Raw genomic sequence first — 26453 nt, 5'->3', positions numbered from 1 at the left:
GGAGAAGGTGCCGGCAGGCGGATGAGGGGCTTATAGGAACCGAAAAGACCATGACCGTTCAAGCCAAGTCTCTCGATACTACGCCATCGCCCGCTGACACGCCCATCCTCGAGATGCGTGGCATTTCCCAGATCTTTCCCGGAGTGAAGGCGCTCGATGGTGTGAACATCGCGCTCTATCCCGGCAAGGTGACGGCGTTGATCGGCGAGAACGGCGCGGGCAAGTCCACGCTCGTGAAGATCCTGACCGGCATTTATCGCCCGAACGAGGGCGAGATCCTGATCGATGGTCAGGCGATGGCCTTTGCCAGCGCGCAAGCCGCGATCGATGCGGGCGTGACCGCGATCCATCAGGAAACGGTGCTTTTCGACGAGCTGACTGTCGGCGAGAACATTTTTCTCGGTCATGCGCCCCGCACGCGTTTCGGCCTGATCGACTGGAAGACCATCAACCAGCGCGCCCGCCAGCTGATGGCGGAGCTTGAAAGCAACATCGACCCGACCATTCGCCTGAAGGATCTTTCGATCGCGCAGCGCCATCTCGTGGCAATCGCGCGCGCGCTCTCCGTCGAAGCGCGCATCGTCATTATGGACGAGCCGACCGCCGCTCTTTCGCGCAAGGAAATCGACGATCTTTTCCGCATTGTCGAAGGCCTGAAGCGTCAGGGCAAGGCGATCCTGTTCATCAGCCACAAGTTCGACGAGGTCTACGAGATTGCCGAGAATTATGCCGTTTTCCGTGATGGCAAGATGGTCGGCGCCGGCATCCTCAAGGACACGCCCCAGGATGAAATCGTTCGCCTGATGGTCGGGCGCGACGTGCACGACGTCTTCCCCAAGGTGGAGGTTGCCATCGGCGGCACTGTGCTTGCCGTCGAGCGCTACTGCCATGAGACGGAATTCCGCGACATTTCTTTCGAGCTGAAGAAGGGCGAGATCCTCGGCGTCTACGGCCTGATCGGCGCCGGTCGCTCGGAGCTTTGTCAGTCGCTGTTCGGCATTACCGTTCCGGCCTCCGGGTCATTGAAGCTAGAGGGACGCGATGTCGTGATCCGCTCCCCTGCGGACGCCATTGCCGCCGGCATCGTCTATGTGCCGGAAGAGCGTGGCCGCCATGGCCTCGCGCTTGAAATGCCGATCTACCAGAACATGTCGCTGCCGTCCCTGGCGCGCACCTCGGCCCGCGGCTTCCTGAAAGCGATCAACGAGTTTTCGCTTGCCCGCAAATATGCCGAACGGCTCGACCTGCGCGCGGCGGCCCTCTCCGTACCGGTGGGAACGCTTTCGGGCGGCAACCAGCAGAAGGTGGTCATCGGCAAGTGGCTCGCCACCCAGCCGAAGGTCATCATCCTCGACGAACCGACCAAGGGCATCGACATCGGCTCCAAGGCCGCCGTCCACGGCTTCATCTCTGAACTCGCGAACGAAGGCCTCTCGATCATCATGATCTCCTCCGAACTGCCCGAGATCCTCGGCATGTCGGACCGCGTCATGGTGATGCGCGAAGGTCTTCAGGCCGGCATCTACCCGCGTCAGGGCCTCACCGCCGAGACGCTGGTGCGCGCCGCGACCGGTAATGCGTAAGGACATTTCAATGCAACGTCTCCTGAAAAACCGCGAATTGTTGCTCGGGCTGATCATCATCGTGATGATCGCCGGCTTCTCGACCCGGGCATCCAATTTCGCCACGCCCGGAAACCTCGCCAACATCTTCAACGACACGTCGATCCTGATCATTCTGGCGCTTGGCCAGATGACGGTCATCCTGACCAAGTCGATCGACCTCTCGGTTGCCGCCAATCTGGCCTTTACCGGCATGGCAGTCGCGATGCTCGACGCGGCCTATCCGGGCCTGCCGCTGGCGCTGCTGATCGTTCTGGCCGTCGTGATCGGTGCGGTCCTTGGTGCGATCAACGGTTTCCTCGTCTGGCTCCTGCAGATCCCGCCGATCGTGGTGACGCTCGGCACGCTGACGATCTATCGCGGCATGGCCTTCGTGCTTTCCGGTGGCAGCTGGGTCAATGCGCACCAGATGACCCCCGACTTTCTCAATCTGCCGCGTCTCGTGGTGCTCGGGCTGCCGATCCTGTCCTGGGTGGCGATCGCCATCGTCTTCCTGATCTGGTTCGTCCTGACCCGCACGCCCTTCGGTCGCTCGACCTATGCCGCCGGCGGCAACCCGACGGCAGCAGTCTATGCCGGCATCGATATCGGCCGGGCGCGCTTTCTCGCCTTCGTGGTCTCGGGCGCGCTTGCGGGGCTTGCCGGCTATCTCTGGGTTTCCCGCTATGCGGTTGCCTATGTCGATATCGCGGCCGGCTTCGAACTCGATAGCGTTGCGGCGAATGTGATCGGCGGCGTGTCGATTGCCGGCGGTATCGGGACCGTGGTCGGAACCGTTCTCGGCGCGCTTTTCCTCGGCGTCATCAAGAATGCGCTGCCGGTGATCGGCATCTCGCCCTTTGCCCAGATGGCCATTTCCGGCATCGTGATCGTGCTGGCCGTCGTCTTCAACGCCCGTGCCGAGCGCAAGAAGGGCCGCATCATCCTGCGCGACCGCGCAGCCAAGGATACCCATGAGGTGACCGCATGACCGTCGCAGCTTCCGAAAACGTCGTGACACGCCGTCAGATTCCGGATCGGTTGGGCACACCCTTCAAGCGATTGATGGGAAGCTGGGAGGTCCTGCTGTTCGGCGTCGCCGTGGTGATCTTCATCGCCAATTCGCTGGCGTCGCCCTACTTCCTCGATGCCTGGAACCTGTCGGACGCGACCTTCAACTTCACTGAGAAGGCGATGATCGCCTTCGCAATGGCGCTGCTCATCATCGCAGGCGAAATCGATCTTTCTGTCGCTGCCATTATCGCGCTTGCATCGACCGCCATGGGCGCTGCCGTTCAGATGGGCGTCGGCACGCCCGGCCTCGTCGCCATCGGCATCGGCGTCGGCCTTGCCTGCGGTGCTTTCAACGGCCTGATGGTTGCGGGGCTGAAACTGCCGTCCATCGTCGTCACCATCGGCACGATGAGCCTTTTTCGGGGCATTTCCTATATCGTGCTCGGCGATCAGGCCTATGGTAAATATCCCGCCGATTTCGGCTATTTCGGCCAGGGCTATGTCTTCTGGGTGTTCTCCTTCGAATTCGTGCTCTTCCTCGTTCTCGCCGGTGTCTTCGCCATTCTTCTGCATGCGACGAATTTTGGCCGGCAGGTCTATGTGATCGGCAACAATCCGCTTGCGGCGCGTTTCTCCGGCATTCCGGTCGAGCGGGTGAAGTTCATCCTGTTCGTGCTCACCGGCCTGATGAGCGGTATCGCCGCCGTCTGCCTGACCTCGCGTCTCGGCTCGACCCGCCCTTCGATCGCCCAGGGCTGGGAGCTTGAGGTCGTGACCATGGTGGTCCTCGGCGGCGTCTCGATCCTCGGCGGCGCTGGCACCATTGCGGGCGTCGTCATCGCCGCTTTCGTCATGGGCCTCGTCACCTTCGGCCTCGGCCTTCTCAACGTCCCGGGCATCGTCATGTCGATCTTCATCGGCCTGCTTCTGATCGTCACCATCGCGCTGCCGATCATCGGTCGTCGCATTCGCAACGCGAGGAAGAGCTGATGTCCGAGCTGGAAAAGCATGCCTTCAAGATGAAGCTCAATCCCGGCATGGAGGCCGAATACAGGAAGCGTCATGATGAGATCTGGCCGGATCTTGTCGATCTTCTGCACGAGGCCGGCGTCAGCGATTATTCGATCCATCTGGACCGCGAGACCAACACGCTGTTCGGTGTCCTGACGCGCCCGAAGACCCATGGCATGGCTAGCCTTCCGGAGCATCCGGTGATGAAGCGTTGGTGGGCTCACATGGCCGATATCATGGCGAGCAATCCGGACAATTCACCGGTCGCCACCGATCTCGTGACAGTGTTCCACCTGCCATGACGGATACGAAATACGCGCGCGTCGCCGTCATCGATATCGGCAAGACCAATGCCAAGGTGGTCTTGCTGGATGGGAAAAGCGGCGCCGAAATCGCTGTGCGCAAGACGCCCAACACCGTCATCGCCGCGCCGCCCTATCCGCATTATGACATAGAGGCACTCTGGTCCTTCATTCAGGCAACGCTTGCGGGATTCGCCCGGGCTCCGGGCTTCGACGCGATTTCCATCACCACTCACGGTGCGAGCGCGGTGCTGCTGGGCAAAGACGGAGAACTGGCGCTGCCGGTGCTCGATTACGAGTTCGAATACCCGCGGGAAATCCGCGAAGCGTATGCAGGGCTTCGGCCGGAATTCTCCGAGACATGCTCGCCCGCCCTTTCCGCGGGCCTCAATCTCGGTGCGCAGCTGCATTTCCAGAAGAGCGCCTTTCCGGAGGCGTTCGAACGCGTCTGGGCCATTCTCACCTATCCGCAATACTGGGCGTGGCGGCTGAGCGGGGTAGTGGCCAACGAGGCGACGTCGCTCGGTTGCCACACGGATCTCTGGAACCCCGCGAAAGGCGAGTTCTCATCGCTGGTTGATCGTCTCGGCATCCGCGACCGCATGGCTCCGATCCGTTCGGCCTTCGACGCTCTGGGACCCGTACGGCCTGAGCTTTGCGTGGTGCTGGGGCTGAAACGGCCGGTGCCTGTCTATTGCGGCATTCACGATTCCAATGCGTCGCTGCTGCCCCATCTTATCGCCTGTGAACCGCCATTTTCGGTGGTTTCGACAGGGACCTGGGTGGTGTGCTTTGCGACGCCGGGCAATCTCGATGCCCTGACGCCGGAACGAGACAGCCTCGCCAACGTCAATGCATTCGGCAAGGCCACGCCTTCGGCACGCTTCATGGGCGGCCGGGAATTTGAGGTTTTGACGCAAGGCCTCACCATGCCGGACGGCGATCTGGATGAAGTGGTCGATACGGTCATCGGCAAGTCGTTGATGATCCTGCCGAATGTTGTCGAAGGTTCCGGTCCCTTTCCGGGACACCGGACGCAGTGGATCGGTTCTCCCGCTTCCAATGCGGAAAAGGTCGTTGCTGCCTCGCTCTACATGGCGCTGATGACGGAAGTTTGCCTCGATCTGATCGGAGCGCGGGGGCAGATCGTCGTCGAGGGACCGATGAGCCGGAACGCAGTCTATCTGACGGCACTGGCGTCGGCGACGGGCAGGGAGGTCGCCATACAGGCCGGTGATTCACTGAGCGGTACGGCGCTCGGGGCGGCCATGCTGACGGGAGTGCGGCCGGAGGTTTCCGGAGCGATACGGTATGAGCCGTCGCTTGATCTCGGTGGCTATCGGGAGCAGTGGCGCCGGGCTGTGGAGAGCTGAGTTTCGTTTGCGGAACTCAGGAGCCGAACGAATTCGTCTTATAGGCTGGAAGAGCCGCTTGAAACAATGTGCTGTTCGAAACAGCCAGCCCGAAGAACCGGGCTGGCTGTTTCCTTTTCATCAGGCTGCGCGCTTGAGGGCGTCGGCAATCGTGGAAACGATCGTGTCGATCTGTTCCTTCTCGACGATCAGCGGCGGGGAAAGCGCGATGATGTCGCCGGTAACGCGGATCAGGGTGCCCTTCTTGAAGCAATCGACGAAGACGTCATAGGCGCGGGTGCCCGGAGCGCCGTCGCGCGGTGCAAGTTCGATTGCGCCGACGAGGCCGATGTTGCGGATGTCGATGATGTGCGGCTGGCCCTTCAGCGAGTGCAGGGCTTCCTGCCAGTATTCCTCGAGGCTGGCGGCGCGCGTCAGCAGGCCTTCCTCCTCGTAGATTTCCATGGTGGCGAGACCGGCGGCGCAGGCGACCGGGTGACCGGAATAGGTGTAGCCATGGAACAGTTCGATGGCGTTCTCCGGGCCAACCATCAGGCCGTCATAGACCTTGCGGCTGGCGAAAACGGCGCCCATCGGGATCGTACCGTTGGTGATGCCCTTTGCCGTGGTGACGAGATCCGGCGTCACGCCGAAGTAATCGGTAGCGAACGGCGTGCCGAGGCGGCCGAAGCCGGTGATGACTTCGTCGAAGATTACCAGGATGCCGTATTTGTCGGCAATGGCGCGAATGCGCTCCAGATAGCCCTTCGGCGGCAGGATGACGCCGGCCGAACCGGACATCGGCTCGACGATGACGGCAGCAATGGTTTCGGCGCCGTGCAGCGCGACCAGCCGTTCCAGATCTTCCGCCAGTTCGATGCCATGCTGCGGCAGGCCCTTGGAGAAGGCGTTGCGCTCAAGGTCCAGCGTGTGGCGCATGTGGTCGGCCGGGATCTGCGGGAACATGCGACGGTTGTTGACGAGACCGCCAACGGAAATGCCGCCGAAGCCTACACCATGATAACCCTTTTCACGGCCGATGATGCGGGTGCGGGTGCCCTGGCCGATTGCGCGCTGATAGGCGATGGCGATCTTGAGGGCGGTATCGACGGATTCGGAGCCGGAGCCGGTGAAGAATACGCGGTCGAGCTGGGCGGCAGCGCCACCCGGTGCGTGGGCAGCAAGCTTGGCGGCGAAATCGAAAGCTGCCGGATGCCCCATCTGGAAGGTCGGTGCGAAATCCAGAGTACGGATCTGGCGTTCAACAGCTTCGACGATCTTCTTGCGGCCGTGGCCGGCGTTGCAACACCACAGGCCGGCGGTGCCGTCGAGCACCTTGTTGCCGTCGATGTCGGTATAGTACATGCCCTCCGCTTCAGCCAGCAGCCGCGGCGTGGCCTTGAACTGCCGGTTTGCGGTGAAAGGCATCCAGAAATTGTCGAGGACGGGGGCGTTGGCTTTGCTGCGGTGGTCCATGCGGGTCTCCTTTAAGATGTCATGAGTTCAGCGATTTTTGACCACTGAACAAGTCCTTTTCTCGGCTTTTTTAAGTTGTTGATATTTAACATTTCGGTATCGTGTGTTTCGATATTTCGAACACCTTGAACACCAGAGTGCCCCATGACGGTCGATATCGGCAACAGGCTTCGCCATTTGCGCATGGCGCATAATCTCTCGCAGCGCGAACTTGCCAAGCGGGCAGGGGTTACCAACTCGACGATCTCACTGATCGAGTCGAATGCGTCTAACCCTTCCGTCGGTGCATTGAAGCGTATTCTGGATGGTATTCCGATCGGTCTTGCGGAGTTTTTTGCCTTCGAGCCGGAAAAGCCGCGCAAGGCATTCTATGCGGCTGAGGAACTGGTGGAGATCGGCAAGGGCGCGATTTCCTATCGACAGATCGGCGAGAGCCTTTTCGGTCGAAGCCTGCAGATCCTGAAGGAGTGCTACCAGCCGGGCGCCGATACCGGCAAGGTGCCGCTGGTGCATGAGGGGGAAGAGGGTGGCATTGTGCTTTCCGGTCGGCTGGAAGTGACCGTGGACGACGAAAGACGCATTCTCGGGGCGGGTGATGCCTATTATTTCGAAAGCCGCCGGCCGCATCGGTTCCGCTGTGTCGGACCGGTTCCCTGTGAGGTCATCAGCGCCTGCACGCCGCCGACTTTCTGAGAATAGGACAACCGCCCCTTGGCTTAGCTCGATTGGCGCACCACGAGACTGCAAGGCAGCTTGCGCGTACCGCCGCTCATCGACTGCCCTTTGGAAAGGGTCAGCACGGCGAGCCCAGCCTGACGTCCCAGCTCCTTCATTCCCATGTCGACAGTCGTCAATGGCGGTCGGGTTTGCTCGGCGACGATCTCCCAGTTGTCGAAGCCGACGACGGAAACATCTTCGGGAATTGCGATGTTGCGATCACGTAGCGCATCGATCGCGCCGCGCGCGATCTGGTCGTTGCCGCAGAAGAGGGCGTCCGGCGGTGCCTGGTCGCGCGACCATAGAAGATCCACGGCCTGATGCCCCCAGCTTTCCTCCCATTCCCCGAACAGGACCGGCTCGTCTCCGCCGCAGAGATCGCGATAGGCCTCAGCGCGCACCCTGACGGCGCGGTAATCGTCGGGTCCGGTGATATGGGCGGTCCGCTTGCGGCCCTTGTCGATCAGATGCTGAACGGCAATTCGCGCGCCCTGATAGTCGTCGGGGATGATGACCACGCTGCCGGGCGGTCCCTCGGCAAAGACATAGACCACCGGGATCGGCAGGCTCGACAGGTCCATGTGGGGGCGGCGGTCGAGGCGTGTGGCTGAAAAGACTATGCCATCGACCTGCTTGTCGAGCAGGGCCTCGATGTGCAGGTGGGTCAGAGCCGGGTCGTCATTTGTGGCGCACAAAAAGACCGAAACGCCATGGTCTACAAGGGCTTCTGAAACACCGGCCATCATCGGCAGCGAGAAACGGCCATAGGCGTCGTTGGTGAGAAGGCCGACAGTGAAGCTGCGCTTGCTGAGCAGGCCGCGCGCCAGCGCGTTCGGCCGGAAACCCAGTTCTGCTGCCGCGCGCTTAATGCGGTCTCGGGTTTCCGGCTGCATCCTGCCGTTGTTATTCAACGCTTTCGAGACGGTGGCTATGCTGACGCCGGCGGCTTTCGCCACATCATGGATGGTCGTCCGCCTCGGCTGCTCGTTTTTCATGCACTTGTGCTCCGAAATTTTGAGAAAACCTTTTATCAAATGATTTCAACAAAGAGAAAAGCTTTTCTCAATTTTCCCAGTTTTCTCTGCCCACACACTGTCGACAATGGATTTTTTCTCGCCTACCGTAATTTTCAGGTCGCCCGTATCACCGAGTGACTGCAACCAAAAGGGGAATTCGATGTACAAGGCGAAAATCATCCTCGCTACCCTGGCTCTTGCAGGGTCGACGTCCATTGCTAATGCCGAGGAGGTCAGTCTCTGGGTCCGCACGTCTTCCGGCGCTGTCCTTCAGGCGCTTGCGGAACAATATAGTGCCAAGCACGAGGACAAGGTCACTGTTACCCAGATCACGGCCGAGCAGATGGTTCCGAAGCTCGGTGCGGCGATTGCCGGTGGCTCCCCTCCGGAAGGTGCAGTTCTCGACCTGATCTATCTTCCAACCTTTGCCGCCAATGACAGCCTGGAAGACATCACCGATTTCGTGAAGGGACTGCCCTACACCGACGCGCTCAGCCCGTCGCACGTTCGCCTCGCCACTTATGACGGCAAGATCTATGGCGTGCCCGCCCTGCCGGATGCCTCGATCATCGCCTACAACACCGACCTCTTCGAAAAGGCCGGCCTCGATCCGAAGAAGGCTCCGGCCTCGCTGGAGGAAATCGCCGAGGACGCCAAGAAGATCCATGCGCTCGGTGACGATACCTACAGCTTCTATTTTGTCGCCAATTCGGGAAGCTGGCTGATCTACGACTTCCTGCCGCACATCTGGGCCGCCGGCGCTGACATCCTCAGTGAGGATGGCCGTCAGGCAACCGTGGATACGCCTGCGCTGAAGGATACCTTCGCGGCCTATCGTGACATGTGGTCCGCCGGCGCGATCCATCCGACCTCGCGTTCGGGCAACGGCAACAATGCCGTCGAAGCCTTCGCCTCGGGCAAGGTCGGCGTGCTGATGACCGGTTCCTACATCGTCAATCTTCTGACCAGCAAATATCCGGACGTAAAATTCGACGTTGCCCCGATCCCGGGTCCGAAGGGCGGTGCGTCGAGCTTCGCCGGGGGTGACTCGCTTGCCCTGATCAAGGGTGTCAGCGAAGAGAAGAAGAAGGTCCTTCTCGACTTCGTAGACTTCTACATGCAGCCGGAACAGCAGGTGTTCATCACCAAAGAATCCGGCATGCCGTCACGCACCGATCTTGCTGATCAGGCCTATGCCCAGTTCGACAAGCGCAACCTCGTTGCGTATGAAATTCTGGCCAAGGCGCGCACGCCATACACCTTCTCCTCCGACGAGCTGTTCGTCAGCCGCACCGGTCCGTTCCTGAACCTGATCCAGGGCGCGATCTTCGGTGACGATGTCGATGGTGCTGTTAAGAAGGCGCAGGACGAGTTCACCAAGATCCTCGACCGTACCAACCCTTGAGTTTGTCCCGAGGGGTGGCAGTGCTGCCCCTCGGTCACACTGCCTGACGTGGTCTTGCCGCGAGGGCCGAAGGAATGCCGCAAGGCGGCCGATGTTCACACTGAAAGAAGGACTGTACTTTGGTGTCCACACCCAAGACAGGAGAGGTGCGCGAAGCCTCCGCCCCTGCCATGGCCCGAGAGCCGCATGGCTGGCTCGGCCTCGCCTTCATCGCACCGAGCATGGTTTTCATCATCGGATTGTTCGTCATCCCGCTGGCGATGACCATCTGGATGAGTTTCTATCACTGGCCGCTGCTTGGCCGCAGGAAGTTCATCGGTCTCGAGAACTATGTGGAACTGCTGGGCGACACCCAGCTCTGGCATTCACTCGGTTTTACGCTGCTCTATACGGTGCTGGTAACGGCCGCCATTCTTGCCGTCGCGTTTCCGCTGGCGCTTCTCGTAGACCGTCCCTTGAAAAGCGCCGGTTTTTTCCGGACCGTCTTCTTCATGCCGGTCGTGATCGGTTTCGGCGCGGCATCCACGCTGTGGATGTGGCTGCTCAATCCCGATAGCGGTGTTTTCTCCCGGCTGCTGCAGGGCCTTGGCCTCGTCGATGCCGCTCCCCGGCCGCTCGAAAGCTTCTGGCCGGCGCTCGCCGTCATCATCCTGATGGTGGTCTGGAAGACGGCCGGATTCACCATGGTGATCCTGCTCACCGGCCTGCAGAGCATCCCCGCTGAAGTCGTGGAAGCCGCAAAGATCGACGGCGCCGGTGTCTTCTCCCGTTTCCGCCGCATCACCCTGCCGCTAATGCGCAATTCGCTGCTGCTGGCGATGGTTCTCAACATCACCTCGTCGATGCTCGCCTTCGACCAGTTCTTCATCATCACCCAGGGCGGGCCGGAAAACAGCACGATCTCGGCGGTATTCTCCATCTATCTCGCATCCTTCTCGTCCTATCGCCTGGGCTATGGCTCCGCGCTCTCCTTCGCCCTGCTGGTGGTGCTCGTCGCCATCAGCTCCATCCAGCTCAGCTTCATGCGCGAACGTCCGGAGGAAGGTCGATGAGCGGTTTCAATCAAACATCCGAGCGGACTGCCGGAGAGCGGATCGGCCACACCACCTTCATCCTGGTATCGCTGCTCCTCGCCATCTTCTTCCTGATGCCGATCGTCTGGTCGGTCGCCAATTCCTTCAAGCCGGCGGCCGAAGCGCTCGCCAATCCGGTTGCGCTGTTCTCCAAGGCCTTCTCGCTGGAAAACTATCGGCGACTGGAGGATGTCGGTGCCGGCTGGTACGTCTATGCCGCGAACTCGGTGCTGATTGCGCTTGGCACCATTGCCATTACGGTTCTGGTTTCTGTGCCGGCCGGTTACGGTTTCTCCAAGTTCCGCTTCCCCGGGCAGTCGCTGATCTTCGTGATCGTCATGGCGACGATGATGATCCCGTTCCAGTCGATCCTGACGCCGCTCTTCCTGATCCTGAAGTTCCTCGGGCTGCAGAACAACCTGTTCGGGCTGGTGCTGGTCTACACGACGTTCCAGCTTCCCTTCTCGATCTTCATGATGCGCAATGCCTTCGACGCCATCCCCGGCGCGCTGATCGAGGCTGCCCGCATCGATGGCGCCTCGCAGTGGACGCTGATGCGTCGCATCATGATGCCGCTGGCGCTGCCGGGCGTGGCGACGGTCGCGATGTTCGCCTTCCTCAATTCTTGGAACGAGTTTCTGGCCGCGCTGATTTTCCTGTCGGACCAGAACAAGTTCACGCTTCCGATCATGCTGGTGAACGTGTCGTCGGGCATCTACGGCATCATCGACTGGGGCGCTCTCCAGGCCGGGATCACGGTCACCATGGTGCCCTGCATCCTGCTCTTCCTCGCTCTTCAACGCTATTACGTGCGCGGCCTCACCGCCGGCGCCGTGAAATGACCCGCAGACATCTGCAGAAGGAGTTTTCATGTCTTCGTCCCTGAAGAAGGCGGCCGGCAGCGCGCCGCGTCTTTTCGAACGCTACGTTCCCGTCGACCACACCCGCGTTTCCTTCGATGCCGGCTTCTGGAAGAGCTGGTCGGACACTGCGCGCGACGTCACCATTCCGACCCAGCACATGCGTCTCGATGAAGAGGGCTTTCTCGAAGTACTCGACTTCGACAAGCCGGCCGGGCCGCTGGCGCGGCCGATCCAGCCGAGCGGCCTGTCGATGCAGCATTTCTTCGATTCCGATTTCGGCAAGTGGATCGAGGCAGCCAGCTATACGCTGAAGAACAATCCCAACCCGGATGTCGAGGCGAAGATCGACGCGATCGTCGAAAAGCTCGAAAACGGGCAGATGGCTGACGGCTACCTCAACAGCTGGTTCATCCGCCGCGAGCCCGAAAAGCGCTGGACCAATCTGCGCGACCTGCACGAGATGTACTCCATGGGCCATCTATTGGAAGGCGCCATTGCCTATTATCAGGCTACCGGCAAGCGCCGTTTCCTCGATGTAATGATCCGTGCCATCGACCATATCATCGACACCTTCGGTACCGAGCCAGGCAAACTGCGCGGCTACGACGCCCATGAGGAGATCGAACTCGCTCTCGTAAAACTCTACCGCGTTACCGGCGATCCGCGTCACCTGAAGCTCGCCACCTATTTTGTCGATGAGCGCGGCCGCATGCCGTCCTACTTTGATGAGGAAGCCCGCCGTCGCGGCGAGGATCCGGCCGACTATGTCTACAAGACCTATGCCTACAGCCAGGCGCACGTGCCGGTGCGGGAGCAGACGCAGGTAGTCGGCCATGCCGTCCGCGCCATGTATCTCTTCTCGGCCATGGCCGACCTCGCCTATGAGAACGACGATCCGGCGCTGAAATCGGCCTGCGACCAGCTGTTCGACAATCTTACCGGTCGCCAGCTTTATGTGACCGGCGGTCTTGGTCCCTCTGCTTCCAACGAAGGCTTCACCCGCGAATTCGACCTGCCGAACGAGACGGCCTATGCCGAGACCTGCGCCGCCGTGGCGCTTGGGTTCTGGAGCCATCGCATGGCCCAGATCGACCTCGACGGCAAGTTTACCGATGCACTGGAAACCGTTCTGTTCAACGGCGCTCTCTCGGGCATTTCCCGCGATGGGGAGCACTATTTCTACGAGAACGTGCTGGAAAGCCACGGCCAGAACCGCCGCTGGAAGTGGCACTACTGCCCCTGCTGCCCGACGAATATCGCCCGCTTCATCACCTCGCTCGGCCAGTATTTCTACTCGGTGAAGGACGGTGAGGTCGCAGTGCACCTCTATGGCGCCAACACGGCCGAACTGGATGTCGATGACATTTTCCTGCGATTGCAGCAGGATACCGCCTATCCCTGGGATGGCGATGTCCGTCTTGCCTTAGGCCTCTCGGCCCCGGCCTCGCTGACCTTCCGGCTGCATATTCCGGGTTGGTGCAAAAAGGCGCGGATCTTGGTGAATGGTCAGGAGATTGATTTCGCCGCTTCCATGGAAAAGGGCTACGCCGCCATCACGCGGGACTGGAAGGATGGCGACGAGATCCGCCTGTCCTTCGACATGCCGGTGGAGCGCGTCTACGCCCATCCCGCGGTGGGCGAGGATGCCAACCGCGTTGCCTTCAAGCGCGGCCCGGTGGTCTATTGCGTCGAGCAGGCGGATATCGGCACGGAGCCGCAGCGTCTGCGGATCATCCGCGATGCGGCGCTCAAGCCTCGTTTCGATGCGGACCTGCTCGGCGGCGCTGTGGTGCTGGAAGGCGATGCGCTGGAAGCCGATGCCGGCGACTGGAGCGGCACGCTCTACCGCACGACACGGCCCTCGTTGAAGCCGAAGGCCTTCAGGGCCATTCCTTACCACCTCTGGGCCAATCGCGACGAAGGCGCGATGCAGGTCTGGCTGACGGAAGAATAGGAGGCGGGCATGGCTCGACTGGAACTCAGGAATGTCGTCAAGTCCTACGGTATCTATGAGGCCGTGCGCGGTGTCAGTCTCGATATCGAGGACAAGGAGTTCGTCGTCTTCGTTGGCCCTTCGGGCTGCGGCAAGTCGACAACGCTCCGGATGATTGCGGGTCTTGAGCATATCTCTGGCGGCGAGATCATTATCGGCGATCAGGTGGTCAACCGTCTCGGTCCCGGCAAACGTGATATCGCCATGGTGTTCCAGAACTATGCGCTTTATCCGCATATGACGGTGCGCGAGAACATCGCCTTCTGCCTGGAGCAGCAGAGCCTGCAAAAGACGGAGATCGACAAGCGGATCGCGACGGCTGCCGAAACGCTACACATCACCGAACTGCTGGAGCGTCGTCCGGGCCAGCTTTCCGGCGGCCAGCGCCAGCGTGTCGCGATGGGCCGCGCCATCGTCCGCAATCCGAAGGTCTTCTTGTTCGATGAACCACTGTCTAACCTCGACGCCAAGCTGCGCGTGAAGATGCGGACCGAAATCAAGCGTCTTCATCAGTTGCTGCCGACGACGACGGTCTACGTCACGCACGATCAGGTGGAAGCCATGACCATGGCGGATCGGGTGGTGGTGATGAACCAGGGCATCGTCGAGCAGATGGGCGAGCCGCAGGAGCTTTACCTCAATCCCGCAAGCAAGTTCGTCGCGGGCTTCATCGGCTCCCCGTCGATGAATTTCCTGCCGGCGCGACTGGAGGCGGAAGGCGATGGTCTCTCCGTCGTTCTCGAGGGTAGCGTGCGCCTTGCGGTTCCGCCGGAAAAGGCGAATGTCTTCCGCAGCCACGCGGGCAAGGCTGTCACCTTCGGTATCCGCCCGGAATCTATTTCCGCCCGGCAGGACCGTCAGGGCTGGGTTCCCTTCGACGCTCCGGTCGATCTGGTGGAGCCGCTTGGCGCAACCACGATGATCTACTTTAACGTCGCAGGCGCCGGCATCTGCGCCAGCATCGAGCCCGATGCTGGGCCTAAGGCCGGAACCACGGTGCCATTGTCGATCAACATGAACCAGATGCACTTGTTTGACGTGGACACCGAACGGTCGCTGGCGATCTGACACAAGGCCTATGGCTTTTGGGGTCTTGGCGCGCTAGCGGTGCCGGATAAAGTCACGAGGGCAGGCCGGTCGACATGGGCCTGTCCCAGGTCACGCGTTTATCGTTTGATGGACATCTTGGCCAGATACGGACAGCAAAGGACGAAGATCATGGCGGTTTCCGAATATATCATTCCCGGAATGTTCATCCGGGATCATCTGATTTCCGTTCCGCTCGACTGGGCAAAGCCGGATGGCGAGGCGATCGAGGTTTTCGCGCGCGAAGTCTGCGACCCCGTTCGCAGACATGAAAAATTGCCGCTGCTCGCTTTCCTACAAGGCGGACCGGGCGGCAAGTCGCCGCGCCCGGCCAATGGCGGGCCATCCTGGCTGGCGGAAGCGATCAAGACCCATCGCGTCGTGTTGCTCGATCAGCGGGGGACGGGTCGAAGCTCAAGGGTCGAAAGCGCCACCATGGAACGCTTCGGCAGCGATGGGCAGGCGGCTGGTGACTATCTCGCCTATTTCCGTGCCGATAGCATCGTCGCGGACTTCGAGCATGTCAGGAAAACCGTGTTCGGCGGTGAGCGCTGGGCAACGCTTGGACAAAGCTATGGAGGGTTCCTGACGCTCACTTACCTTTCCAGGGCGCCGGAAGGTCTGTCTGCCTGTTATGTCACCGGCGGTCTCGCCGGGCTCGATGCCACGGCGGACGATGTCTATCGCCTGACTTACCCTCGCGTCGCCGGAAAGACGAAACGCTACTACGAGCGCTATCCGGAAGACCGCGAGCGTATCGGCCGCATTGCGGATTTTCTCGCAGCCAATGACGTCCGACTGCCGGATGGTGACCGACTCTCGGTTCGCCGGTTCCAGACGATCGGCATCGATTTCGGCATGGCGCCGGGCTTTGAAAATATCCACTGGATGGTCGACGAAGCTTTCTCGTCTTCGGGCGCAGACCGGCTTTCCGATGTCTTCCTCGCCTCGGTGATGAGCGCTACCTCCTATGATGCCAATCCGCTGTTCGCCGTGCTGCAGGAAAGTATCTATGGGCAGGGTCATGGCGCGACCAACTGGGCGGCAGAGCGTATCCGGGCGGAATTCCCTCAGTTCGGCGAGGCGCAGAGGCCACTGACTTTCACCGGCGAGATGATGTTTTCCTGGATGTTCGACGAGATCCGGTCACTGCGCCCCTTCCGTGCGGGTGCCTTGGCACTTGCCGCGCGGGAGGAATATAGCAGCCTATACGACCCGGCGCGCCTTGCCTCGAACGAGGTTCCGGTCGCCGCTGCCGTCTATTTCGACGACATGTATGTGGATGCCGGGCTTTCGCTCGACACCGCCTCGCGTGTCGGAAATCTCGAAAGCTGGGTTACCAACGAGTTCGAGCATGACGGCGTACGCCAGTCGCCGCGCGTGTTCCGCCGGCTTGTCGATATGGTGACGGAGCGGGGCGGCCGTCGCTCTTGATCGAACCGGATATCGTTCTGACCGCCCTGGCGGTCAGGATGCCGGCAAGAAGCGGATCTCATGCCGCGGCGGGAAGCGCTTCCCGCGGAACCAGCGCTCCGTGATGGCCGATAACGGCTGCCGCGGCGCGGGCTGCAGCTGTTGCCGCTGCCCGCGCATCACCGTCCTGAACGTACCGGGCAAGGAAGGTGCCATTGAAACTGTCACCGGCGCTGGTGGTATCGACGACCTTGTCGACACGGGTAGCGGTAATGAATTCGGCCGGCTTTCCGGCGAAACTGAGGGTAATGCCGTTGGCGCCGTCCTTGACTACCACGTTCTCAGCGCCGAGCGCCTTGTAGCGTGCGATGGTTGCAGCCGGATCGGCATCGCCGAAATGGGTGGCTTCATCGTCGAAACTCGGCATCACCAGATTTGCCACAGCCGCACCTGCATTGATGGTGTCGAGCATGACCGTCCTGTCCTGCCAGAGATGCGGGCGGATGTTGGGATCGAAGACCACCGTCTTGCCTGCCGTCCTTGCACGGCGCAGTTCCGAAAGCAGGGCTTCGACGGCGTCGGCGCTCAGGATTGCCAGTGTTATGCCCGAGAAGAAGACCACGTCCGATTGTTCGATTGCGGCGCGCAGATGAACCGGATCGTCGGCGAGCGTCTTTGCGGCGGATGCCGAACGCCAGTAGGAGAAGCTGCGTTCGCCCTTGTCGAGATGGATCATGTAGAGGCCGGGTGTGCGTCCCTCGACGCGCCGCACGAAGCCGGTCTCGACGCCGGTGCTTTCCATGAAACCGAGCATTTCCTCGGAGACCTTGTCTATGCCGACGGCGCTCAGATAGCTCACGGCCCAGTCCTTGGGCGCGGCAAGGCGGGCGTAATAGGCGGTGTTGAACGTGTCACCCGCATATCCCTTGCGCAGAAGGCCTTCCTCCGCCTGCCGCAGCTCCACCATGCACTCGCCGATCGACAGCATTCGTTTCATCATATTGCTGGCCCGTCTTATTCGAATGTGTTCCTCTACCGGACAACGGATGATCGCTGTCGGCCCTCTCACCGCCGCTCTGGTTCACTCAGTCGATGGTTCATTTCATCGCTGGAATGCAAAGAGGCAGCGATAAATATCCCGACATGCCGATCGATGTCGAGTTCAGTGGAGCCAATTATAGAAGACAACATGGGAAGGTAGAGCCGGCCGGGACCTGTCTGCCAATCACGGCGAGCGGGACAGCCGGTGTTCATCGTCGATCAGGATCAGTTTCGACGGCGCGACGTCTGCCCACTGCCATAGCACCAGATTGAAATCGTCGTCTTTCGCGCCGACCGCGAAGCTGCGGACGAGCAGTGCTTGATAGCCGTCGGCTATTGCCTGTCGGGCGAATTCCTGGGTTCTGGCAATGCCCCGTGTCTTCATCTCGTCGCGCCAGTTGGAGGCGGCAAGCGTCGAGGCATCCATTCCCAAGCTCGCCAGTTCGGCTACATCCCGACCATCAAGAACCCGCTCTATTTCGGCGTCATAGGAAACGAGTGTTGTCGGCTGGAGATTGCCGACCTGGTTTGCTTCCCGCAGCGCCGTCATTACGGACAAGGAGGCGTACAGCGCCGGAACGCCTTTCGGATTGAACCGCCCGCCATAAAGCTCTGCGCCGCGGCCGGAAAGCGGCTCGCGGGCGTAAACGGGATTGAGCGCGCGGTAGAGTTTGCCGCGAAAGGGGATGGGCATATTCAGGCGTGAACGCCGGCGTCGACCGCGTCGATATAATCGAGCACGTCCTCGGCCCGGCCGCTGCGGACGAGTTGCATGGCAGTCTGGCCGGAAAAGCCGGGGAGCGGTTCGGAGCGATACCAGGCATATGCCATCAGGGCCGAGCCGAAACGCGGCTCGACCTTGTTGAGGATCTCAACCATCTCGCGAAGACGCCGTTGCGTCCTGTCCGAACGCACCCGGTCCTTGCGCTGTACGGCGTCCTTGCCGAGCCCGGCTGTGCGGGCAACTTCCTCGCTGGTGGTGCGGAGCGTGTCGGCGATCTTGCGCGGAGCGAACATTCCGTCATCCGAATACTGGGCAAGTCCCATGATATTCACCTCGATAGCCTGTGCCAATCATTCTGACGCAATATAGCGTCAGAATGAGAGGAATTCAATGATCGAGGAACGCGAGGCTCCGGGCGGATTTTACCCTTAACCAGCAAAATTCGCGGTCAGCAGGTGTTCCGCACCGAGTTTGATCGTCAGCAGGCCTGCCTTGGCAAGGGGAACCGCGCCGCAAAGGCTGCCGGTGGTGATGATCTCTCCCGCACCAAGCGAACTTTCCGGCCGGTCTTCCCGATTGGCCCAATCCACGAGCCATGCAACCACGTCGCCTGCCGGATGCTTGGCGGCGTCGGCAAATATAATCTCGTCGCCCAGAGTGATTTCGAGGGGCGTGCCCGCCACATCATCGACAAGGGCCGCAGGCACTTCCGGCCCAAGAAGATAGCCGGCATTGCCGAGTCGGTCGGAAAGGAAAAGCAGGTAGGGAGACCTGCTGCCCTCGACGAGGCGGCTGTCCAGAACCTCGAGGCCGAGATGCACGCTGCCAACGGCCTTCTTGACCTCGTCGCGGGTATAGCCACCGGCACGGGGCGGCAATGCCGTCGCAAGCCGGACGGCGATTTCCGCTTCGATCGCGACGCCCGCCCGCCACGGGAATGTCGCGTCACCGCCAAGATGAAGCGGCAGCAGTCGTCCCGTCACGGCAGCACCTTCAGGAGACCGGGCAACCTTGTAGCCAAGCGGTGCCGCGGGCGCATCCGCCATCGTGATCGCCTGCACGGCAAAAGCTTCCGCGATCGTCGAGGGCGCGACAAGGGTGTCAGAGGGAATACGGGCCTTGGCCTGCATCAGCGAGGCGGCGAGGGTTGTCGGGTCGAAAGTGGGAGACATGGCATCATCCGGAATTGAAGGGGAATATCAGGTATCCCGTCGCACCGCCGCTGTCGAGCCATGCGGCACCAACTTGCGATTCCATATGGTCCCTCGTTCTATCTTTCAGGATGTCAAGGCAGGGCGAAGACCCTGCCTTTTGTCAATCTGGTCACGCCTGGAGATAGGCGGAGATGACGGCCGCCACCTGATCGGAATTCAGGTTTCCCATGTGCGAGGACATTAGCGCATCCAGTTGAGCGTTCGACAGGCCCGAAATGTCCTGGGTGGAAAGACCCGCGACACCGGTGGAACTGAAGGATGCGATGTCCTCGGTGGAGAAGGTGGCGAGATCCTCCATCTCCAGCGCCGCGACCTGCGTCGAGGTCAGAGAGCCGACTTGGCCCGAAGTCAAGGCCTCGGCCTGAGCCGTTGTCAGAGCGGCGATGACCCCGGTGCTCAGCCCGGCGATTGCACTGGAACTCAGCGCGGCGATCTCGTCGGTGGAGAACAGGGCAATGTCATCCGTGCCAAGGGCTGCGGTCTGCACCGCAGTCAGGGCGGCAATCTGCGTGATCGACAGGGCGTCGATCTGGGCGGTGCTCATCGCCGCCACCTGATTGTAACCCAACGAAGCGACCTGACCCGTCGACAGAATGGCGATCTGGCTCGAGGAAAGTCCCGCGATGATCGCCGTGGAGAGGCCCTTGATCGCTGAGGAGCTGATCGCTGCCAGGTCCGCGGTCGAGAAGGTCTCCATGTCCTCCGTGGTCAGGCCCGCAAGCCCGTCGGAGCTCAGCGCCGCGATCTGGTCGGTCGTGAGCGAGTCGAGCTGTTCCCTGCTGAGGGCATCGACCTGGGCGCTGCTCAGGCCGTGGATGCCGGCGGTGCCGAGAGATGCGATCTCGCCGGTGGAGAGCGCCGCGATAATGGCTGTCGACAGACCCTTGATCGCCGAGGAGCTGATTGCAGCCAGTTCTGCGGTCGAGAAGGTCTCGATATCTTCCACAGTCAGGCCGGCAAGCCCATCCGAGCTGAGGGCCGCGATCTGGGCGGTTGACAGGGCTTCGATCTGGTCTGCGGTGAGCGTTGCAACCTGACTGCTGGTCAGGCCGGCAACGCCCGCAGCGCTGAGGGCTGCAACCTGGCTGGCGGAGAGCGAGGCGATGTCGTCCGTTCCAAGAGCCGCAACCTGCTTGGATGTCAGAGCCGCAAGCTGGGCCGTCGATAGCGCCGCGATCTGGTCGGTACTCAGCATGCTGATCTGGGTGGTAGACAGGCCGGGGATCCCCGCGGCGCCGAGTGCGGCGATCTGATCCGGCGTGAATGCGGCAAGTGCGGCCGCCGACAAGCCGGATATGGCCGTCGAGCTGATGGCGGCGATATCCGCCGTCGAGAACATGTCGAGGTCATCCGTGCCCAGCGCTGCAATCTGCTTCGATGTCAGAGCGGAGACCTGTGTGGAGGAAAGCGCCTCGACCTGTTCGGGGCTTAGCGCCACGATTTGGCTGGTCGAGAGCCCCGCAATGCCGGCAGTGCTCAGGGCCGCGATCTGATCGGTGGAAAGCGCTGCAATCGTCGCAGTCGAGAGGCCTGCAATGGCGGTCGAACTGATCGCCGCGATATCGGCGGTCGAGAACATGTCGAGATCTTCGACGGTGAGGACCGCGATCTGGGTGGAGTTGAATGCCGCGACCTGAGCCGATGTCAGGGCCGCGACCTGCGCACCGCTCAGCGCGTCGATCTGCGCGGTAGTGAGACCGGTGATACCAGCCGTACCGAGTGCTGCAATCTGGGCGGTGGTCAGCGATGCGATGCCATCGGTACCGAGCGCTGCAACCTGCTTCGATGTCAATGCCGCGAGCTGAGCGGTCGTCAACGCATCGATCTGCATGGCGTTGAGGGCAGCGATCTGGGCCGAGGAAAGCCCTGCGATGCCCGCGGCACTCAGCGCTTCGACCTGATCGGGCGACAGCGATGCCAGAAGTTCCGTGGACAGGCCAACAATCGCGCTGGAGCTGATCGCAGCGATTTCCGCGGTGGAGAAGGTATCGAGGTCGTCGGTGCCGAAGGCCGCGATCTGCGTAGAACTCAGCACCGCGATTTGTGTCGCAGTCAGCGCCTCTACCTGTTCGGGGCTCAGCGCCACGATATCGTCGGTGGTCAGTCCCTTGATGCCCGCCGTGCTCAAGGCCGCGATCTGGCTGGTGGAGAGTGCCGCGATGTCGTCGGTTCCGAGAGCCGCAACCTGTTTGGAACTCAGCGCTGCAATCTGCGCGGTGGTGAGGGCCTTGACCTGCGTGAGGCTAAGGATCGCGATCTGGTCGGTCGAGAGCCCGGCGATGCCGGCCGTGCTCAGCGCCTCGATCTGGTCTGCCGAAAGCGACGCCAGAAGAGCGGAGGTCAGGCCGGCAATGGCGTTGGAGCTGATGGCTGCGATGTCGGCGGTCGAGAACACGTCGAGGTCGTCGGTGCCGAGAGCCGCGATCTGTGCCGAGCTGAGAGCCGCAACCTGAGAGGACGACAGGGCCTCGACCTGATCGGTACCAAGGGCAGCGATCTGGCTGGTGGAAAGGCCGGCAATGCCCGTGGTGCTGAGAGCCGAAATCTGGATGGTCGTAAGAGCAGCCAGAAGGGTGGTCGACAACCCGGAAATCGTGCTCGAGGCGAGTGCCGCAATGTCCTTGGTGGAGAACATCACGATATCGTCTGTGCCGAGCGCTGCGATCTGCGTCGATGTCAGCGCTGCGACCTGAAGGCTCGTCAGGGCCTCGATCTGATCGGGGCTCATGGCCTCGATGTCGTCAGTGCCCAGAGCCTTGATGCCAGCAGTGCTGAGAGCCGCTACCTGTTCGGTCGAAAGAGCCGCAATGTCGTCAGTGCCGAGGGCGGCGACCTGACGCGAAGTCAGGGCTGCGATCTGCGCGGTCGACAGCGCCCGGACGCCGGCGGTGGTGAGCGCCGCAATCTGGTCGGTCGAAAGGCCGGCGACGCTGGTAGCGCTGAATGCCGCGATCTGATCGCTGGAAAGGGTGGCGACAAGCGCTGACGACAGGCCGGCGATCGCGGTGGAGCTGATCGCGGCGATGTCCTTCGTAGAGAAGGTCGCGAGGTCTTCCGATCCGAGAGCAGCGATCTGGGCCGAGCTGAGAGCATTGATCTGTTTGGTGGAGAGCGCATCGACCTGTGCAGTGGTCAACGCGTCTATCTGGGCGGAGGAGAGGCCGGCAATTCCGGCAGTGCCAATGGCCGCGATCTGCGTCGTCGAAAGACCGGCGATGTCGTCCGTGCCCAGCGCTGCCACCTGCCTCGATGTCAGGGCTCCGATCTGGGCCGTAGTCATGGCCTTGACCTGATCACTGCTCAGCGCATCGATCTGCTTGGTGGAAAGAGTGGCGATGCTGGCGGTGTTGAGTGCCACGATCTGGGCGGTCGAAAGTGATGCCAGTACGGAGGTTTGCAGACCCGCAATTGCTGTCGCGCTGATGGCAGCGATATCGGCCGTGGAGAATGTGGCGATATCCGCGGCCGTCAGTGCCGCGATCTGCGCCGAGGTGAGCGCGCCGACCTGAGAGGAACTCAGAGCTTCAGCCTGAACGGTGCTGAGCGCGGCGATCTGCTTGGTGGAGAGGGCCGCAACGCCGGCCGTGCTCAGGGCGTCGATCTGGACGGTAGAGAGTGCCGCGATGGCATCCGTGGACAGTCCCGCAATGGCAGCCGAACTGATGGCCGCGATGTCCTTGGTCGAGAACGTCACGATATCGTCGGCTCCGAGAGCTGCGATCTGTGCCGAGCTGAAAACGCCGACCTGCGCGGAGGTCAGGGCCTCTGCCTGTGCCGTGCTCAAGGCGACGACCTGCTTGGTCGAAAGCCCGGTGATGGCGGCGGTTGAAAGCGCTGCGATATGCGAGGCCGAAAGCGCTGCGATCTCGTCCGTGGTGAAAGTCGCGAGCTGAGCGGAGCTCAGGGCTGCGATCTGCTTGGTGGAGAGTGTTGCAACCTGCGACGCGTTCAGGGCGTCGACCTGTTTCGTGGTCAGTCCTGCGATACCGGCCGTGCTGAGTGCTGCGATCTGTTCGGACGAAAGTGATGCCAGAATGGCGGTAGACAACCCCGAAATGGCGCTTGCGCTGATCGCGGCGATGCCGGCCGTCGAGAAGGACTGAATATCGCCCGTATCGAGCGCCGCAATCTGATCGGAGCTGAGTGCCGCGATCTGCTTGGTCGAAAGCGCTGCAATCTGATCGCTGCTGAGTGCGTCGATCTGCTTGGTGGTCAGGCCTGTGATGCCGGATGCGCTGAGCGCTGCGATCTGTGCGGTGGTCAGCACCGCGAGATCGTCCGTATCGAATGCCGAGATCTGGGTGGATGTCAGTGCCGCAAGCTGGGTCGTGCTCAGGATGGCGATCTGCTCGGGTTCCAGCGCGGCAATCTGCCGGGTGCTCAAGCCGGCGATACCGGCCGTTCCGAGAGCGGCCAGCTGCTCGGTGGTCAATGCCGTGACATTGCCTGTGTTCAGCGAGGCGACCTGCGCGGAGCTGAGCGCGGCCAGCTGCTTGGTTGAAAGGACTGCGACCTGGGTCGAGCTCAGGGCATCGATCTGCAGGGTGCTGAGGCCCTTGATGCTGGTCGTGCTGAGGGCCGCGATCTGCTCGCTGGAAAGGGCTGCAATGATGCTCGTCGACAATCCCGAGATCGCGGTCGAGGTGATCGCAGCGATATCAGCGGTTGAGAATGTCGCGATGTCGGCCGTTTCCAGAGCTGCGAGCTGTAGCGAGGTGAGGGAGGCGACCTGGGTCGGGGTCAGGGCCTCGACCTGCGCGGTCGACAGCATGTTGACCTGATCGCTACTGAGACCCTTGATAGCCGTCGTGCTGAGTGCAGCAATCTGCTGGGTGGAAAGCGCTTCGATCAGTGCCGACGACAGGCCCGAAATGGCGGCCGAGTTGATCGCTGCCATATCGGCGGTCGAGAATGTCGCGATGTCGGCCGTTTCCAGCGCTGCGAGCTGCAGCGAGGTGAGTGCGGCGACCTGCGTCGGGGAAAGGGTCTCGACCTGGCTGGTGGACAGGGCCTGGATCTGGTCGGAGCTGAGACCCGCTACGGCCTTGGCGCTGAGAGCCGCAATCTGGCTGGTGGACAGAGACGCAATGTCGTCGGTGCCCAATGCTGCAATCTGCTTCGAGCTGAGCGTGGCAATCTGCGCTGCCGTCAGTGCCGCCAGCTGGGCTGTCGACAGGGCGCCGATCTGGTCTGTCGTCAGGTTTGCGATCGTCGTCGTGCTCAGTGCCGCGATCTGGCTGGAAGTCAGTGCGGAAATGGCGTCCGTTACCAACCCGGCTGCGGACTTGTAGCTTATGGCGGCGATTTCCGCGGAGCTGAACGTCGCTAGATCGTCGGCACCCAACGCTGCGATCTGCAGGGAACTCAACGACCCCACCTGCGCCACGGTGAGCGCTTCGGCCTGCGCGGTAGAAAGGGCCGTGATCTGATCGGTCGTAAGGCCCGTAATCGCGCTGGTGCTCAGCACGGCGATCTGGTTGGTGGAAAGCGATGCCAGAACATCGGTCGAAAGACCCGATATTGCCTTGCTCGTCAGTGTCGCGATTTCCGCGAGCGAGAATGTCGCGAGATCGTCAGCTCCCAGAGCGGAAAGCTGGACGGAACCCAACGCCTTGACCTGAGTAATCGTCAGGACTTCGACCTGGGCTGTGGAGAGTGCTGCAACCTGATCGGTTGTCAGGTTCGCGACCGCGCTTGTGCTAAGCGCAGCAATCTGCGCGGTTGTCATCGCGGCGATGTCGTCGACGTCGAGTGCCTGTATCTGCGACGCCTTGAGAACGCTGACCTGCGTCACCGTCAGCGCGGCCAACTGGCTGGTGGACAGGGCCGCGATCTGCGTCACCTTCAGGCTGGCGATGGCGCTCGTGCTGAGAGCTGAAAGCTGCGCGGAAGAGAGGGATGCAATGACGTCTTCCGAGAGACCCGCTACGCCCTTGTTGGTGATCGCGGCCATGTCGGCGGTCGAGAATGTCGCGAGATCGTCGGCTCCGAGTGCGGCGATCTGCAATGAACTCAGTACCTTCACCTGGGCAACGGTGAGGGCCTCTGCCTGCGCGGTCGAAAGTGCGCCCATCTGGTCGGCTGTCAGGCCAGTGACCCCGCTGGTGCTCAGGGAGGCGATCTGCATGGTCGACAGGGATGCGATCTGTTCTGTCGACATGCCGGCGAGAGCCTTGGCTGTGATCGCGGCCATGTCGGCGGTCGAGAATGTCGCCAGATCTTCCGTGCCAAGCGCGGCAAGCTGGGTGGATGTCAGCGTCTTGACCTGCGCTGCGGTGAGCGCCTCGACCTGCGCGGTCGACATGGCTTCGATCTGGTCGATGAACAGGGCCGGGATAGCCTTCGTGCTCATGGCCGCGATCTGGCTGGTCGAAAGTACAGCGATGTCGTCGGTGCCCAGGGCCTGAACGTGTGCAGCCTTGAGAACATTGACCTGGGTAGTCGTCAGGGCTGCGACCTGCTTCGTGGAGAGAGCCGCGATCTGGTCGGTCGTCAGGCTCGAGACGGCTTTCGTGCTCAACGCCGCGATCTGGTTGGTTGTCAACGAAGCCAACACGTCGGTGGACAGGCCGACAATCGCCTTCTGGCTGATGGCAGCGATATCGGCTGTCGAGAACTCCGCAAGATCCTCCGCGCCGAGAGCCGCGATCTGGAGCGAGCTGAGGGCTGAAACCTGCAGCGAGGTTAGAGCTTCGGCCTGAGCCGTCGTCAGGGCGCTGAGTTGGGCGGTAGTGAGGGCTGCGACCTGCTTCGAGGTCAGGCTTTCGACATCGTATTTGTCCAGCACGGCCAGCTGTTCGAAGGTCAGTCCGACAATGGCGCCCTGCGAGATCGCGCTCAATTGTTGGGAATTCAGGACATCGACGTCCTCGGTATCCAACGCCGCGATCTGATCAGAGGACAGTGCGTTAAGCTGTCGTGTGGACAGCAATGACACGTCTTCCGTGGTCCACGCCGCGACGGCGGCGGTCGAAAGAGACCTGATCTGAGTGACGCTGAGCGAAGGTATGGTCGAGGTCATGCGAGAAAACCTTTGGCGTTAGCCGATTGTCGAAATCAATAAAGTTTACGAACAGTCGTCCCGGAGGGGCCGCGGCCGGCGTCGCCGGTCCGGCCCGCGGCAAACGCCGCAGGCAGGACGAGACTCTACCT

Annotated in this window: 19 protein-coding genes; 12 read left to right on the top strand and 7 right to left on the bottom strand. The window is 61.6% G+C overall.

Translation table 11 applies throughout. The features are described from left to right. Positions 1–50: 50 nt before the first annotated feature. The 5 genes from H4I99_RS20555 to H4I99_RS20535 are packed head-to-tail and all read left to right on the top strand — an operon-like array spanning position 51 to position 5301. The gene (locus H4I99_RS20555) at positions 51–1583 is read left to right on the top strand and encodes a sugar ABC transporter ATP-binding protein (RefSeq protein ID WP_163898405.1); all 1533 of its coding nucleotides are present in this window, start codon (positions 51–53) and stop codon (positions 1581–1583) included. Between the two features lie 10 nt (positions 1584–1593). Then, the gene (locus H4I99_RS20550; RefSeq protein WP_163898402.1) at positions 1594–2592 is read left to right on the top strand and encodes an ABC transporter permease; all 999 of its coding nucleotides are present in this window, start codon (positions 1594–1596) and stop codon (positions 2590–2592) included. After that, positions 2589–3605, top strand: coding sequence for an ABC transporter permease (locus H4I99_RS20545; protein WP_163898399.1), 1017 nt, complete (start codon positions 2589–2591; stop codon positions 3603–3605). The genes H4I99_RS20550 and H4I99_RS20545 overlap by 4 nt, the downstream gene beginning before the upstream one ends. Continuing rightward, entirely contained in the window at positions 3605–3928 is a 324-nt protein-coding gene (gene rhaM / locus H4I99_RS20540) for an L-rhamnose mutarotase (RefSeq protein ID WP_163898396.1), read from the top strand. Before H4I99_RS20545 ends, rhaM begins: the two co-directional genes overlap by 1 nt. Beyond that, on the top strand, positions 3925–5301 hold the full coding sequence (locus H4I99_RS20535) for an FGGY-family carbohydrate kinase (protein WP_163898393.1): 1377 nt from the start codon (positions 3925–3927) through the stop codon (positions 5299–5301). The genes rhaM and H4I99_RS20535 overlap by 4 nt, the downstream gene beginning before the upstream one ends. 120 nt (positions 5302–5421) lie before the next feature. Here the strand turns inward: H4I99_RS20535 and aptA are convergent, their stop codons facing one another. Further along, positions 5422–6756 (bottom strand): omega-aminotransferase AptA, encoded by a 1335-nt coding sequence (gene aptA, locus H4I99_RS20530; RefSeq protein WP_163898390.1) that lies wholly within the window; start codon positions 6754–6756, stop codon positions 5422–5424. A 144-nt stretch (positions 6757–6900) separates the two neighbouring features. Here aptA and relB point away from each other — a divergent pair, with 144 nt between their 5' ends. After that, a complete protein-coding gene (gene relB, locus H4I99_RS20525; RefSeq protein ID WP_099061186.1) occupies positions 6901–7449 on the top strand; it encodes a type II toxin-antitoxin system RelB family anti-toxin in 549 nt (182 codons plus the stop codon). Positions 7450–7472: 23 nt separating this feature from the next. On the opposite strand, the gene H4I99_RS20520 is transcribed toward relB, so the two are convergent. Continuing rightward, entirely contained in the window at positions 7473–8468 is a 996-nt protein-coding gene (locus tag H4I99_RS20520; protein ID WP_163898387.1) for a LacI family DNA-binding transcriptional regulator, read from the bottom strand. Between the two features lie 181 nt (positions 8469–8649). Between H4I99_RS20520 and H4I99_RS20515 the strand changes: the two genes are divergently transcribed. The 6 genes from H4I99_RS20515 (at position 8650) to H4I99_RS20490 (ending at position 16343) form a co-directional block, all read left to right on the top strand. After that, a complete protein-coding gene (locus H4I99_RS20515) occupies positions 8650–9894 on the top strand; it encodes an ABC transporter substrate-binding protein (RefSeq protein ID WP_163898384.1) in 1245 nt (414 codons plus the stop codon). A gap of 170 nt (positions 9895–10064) precedes the next feature. Next, positions 10065–10946 carry a carbohydrate ABC transporter permease gene (locus H4I99_RS20510; RefSeq protein ID WP_163898844.1) on the top strand — a complete coding sequence of 294 codons (882 nt, stop codon included), beginning with the start codon at positions 10065–10067 and terminating at the stop codon, positions 10944–10946. Then, a complete protein-coding gene (locus H4I99_RS20505) occupies positions 10943–11809 on the top strand; it encodes a carbohydrate ABC transporter permease (protein ID WP_163898381.1) in 867 nt (288 codons plus the stop codon). Before H4I99_RS20510 ends, H4I99_RS20505 begins: the two co-directional genes overlap by 4 nt. 28 nt (positions 11810–11837) lie before the next feature. Beyond that, a complete protein-coding gene (locus tag H4I99_RS20500) occupies positions 11838–13784 on the top strand; it encodes a glycoside hydrolase family 127 protein (protein ID WP_163898378.1) in 1947 nt (648 codons plus the stop codon). A 9-nt stretch (positions 13785–13793) separates the two neighbouring features. Further along, entirely contained in the window at positions 13794–14891 is a 1098-nt protein-coding gene (locus tag H4I99_RS20495) for an ABC transporter ATP-binding protein (RefSeq protein ID WP_163898375.1), read from the top strand. A 150-nt stretch (positions 14892–15041) separates the two neighbouring features. Then, positions 15042–16343 carry an alpha/beta fold hydrolase gene (locus H4I99_RS20490; RefSeq protein WP_163898372.1) on the top strand — a complete coding sequence of 434 codons (1302 nt, stop codon included), beginning with the start codon at positions 15042–15044 and terminating at the stop codon, positions 16341–16343. A gap of 58 nt (positions 16344–16401) precedes the next feature. On the opposite strand, the gene H4I99_RS20485 is transcribed toward H4I99_RS20490, so the two are convergent. The 5 genes from H4I99_RS20485 to H4I99_RS20465 all read right to left on the bottom strand — a co-directional run bounded on the left by H4I99_RS20485 (position 16402) and on the right by H4I99_RS20465 (position 26322). Continuing rightward, a complete protein-coding gene (locus tag H4I99_RS20485; protein WP_163898369.1) occupies positions 16402–17322 on the bottom strand; it encodes a sugar kinase in 921 nt (306 codons plus the stop codon). Positions 17323–17547: 225 nt separating this feature from the next. Next, the gene (locus H4I99_RS20480) at positions 17548–18051 is read right to left on the bottom strand and encodes an RES family NAD+ phosphorylase (RefSeq protein WP_163898841.1); all 504 of its coding nucleotides are present in this window, start codon (positions 18049–18051) and stop codon (positions 17548–17550) included. An 8-nt stretch (positions 18052–18059) separates the two neighbouring features. Then, on the bottom strand, positions 18060–18410 hold the full coding sequence (locus tag H4I99_RS20475) for an MbcA/ParS/Xre antitoxin family protein (protein WP_163898366.1): 351 nt from the start codon (positions 18408–18410) through the stop codon (positions 18060–18062). 105 nt (positions 18411–18515) lie between these two features. Beyond that, on the bottom strand, positions 18516–19259 hold the full coding sequence (locus H4I99_RS20470; RefSeq protein ID WP_163898363.1) for a fumarylacetoacetate hydrolase family protein: 744 nt from the start codon (positions 19257–19259) through the stop codon (positions 18516–18518). A 151-nt stretch (positions 19260–19410) separates the two neighbouring features. After that, positions 19411–26322 carry a hypothetical protein gene (locus tag H4I99_RS20465; protein ID WP_163898360.1) on the bottom strand — a complete coding sequence of 2304 codons (6912 nt, stop codon included), beginning with the start codon at positions 26320–26322 and terminating at the stop codon, positions 19411–19413. Positions 26323–26453: the final 131 nt, after the last annotated feature.

Origin of the sequence: Paenirhizobium daejeonense, from assembly GCF_014280875.1 — a bacterium.
Taxonomy (GTDB): domain Bacteria; phylum Pseudomonadota; class Alphaproteobacteria; order Rhizobiales; family Rhizobiaceae; genus Allorhizobium; species Allorhizobium daejeonense.
This window is presented reverse-complemented; position numbering and strand designations above follow the sequence as displayed.